Source organism: Janthinobacterium sp. BHSEK (assembly GCF_056174685.1).
Window position 1 is genome coordinate 1 of the sequence record NZ_JBWBYV010000211.1, and the last position, 316, is coordinate 316.

The 316-nt window shown below is 47.2% G+C and carries 1 rRNA gene; it reads left to right on the forward strand.

The window, feature by feature from the left end:
- Positions 1-212 (forward strand): 23S ribosomal RNA (locus tag AC0V2Y_RS28485); the annotation flags it as partial.
- Between the last annotated feature and the right edge of the window lie 104 nt (positions 213-316).

Here is a 316-nt window from a genome sequence, read left to right on the forward strand (position 1 = left end):
CGGTTGTCACGCCAGTGGCATTGCCGGGTAGCTAAGTTCGGAAGAGATAACCGCTGAAAGCATCTAAGCGGGAAACTTGCCTTGAGATGAGATTTCCCAGAGCCTTGAGCTCTTTGAAGGGTCGTTCGAGACCAGGACGTTGATAGGCTGGGTGTGGAAGTGCAGTAATGCATTAAGCTAACCAGTACTAATTGCCCGTACGGCTTGTCCCTATAACCTTAGCAGGTACAGAGGATAAGAAAGTACATGTTGCGAAGTTGTTGATCGCAATCATTACCCAAAATTCTAAATAATCCGCTTCTTCCAGATTCATGGC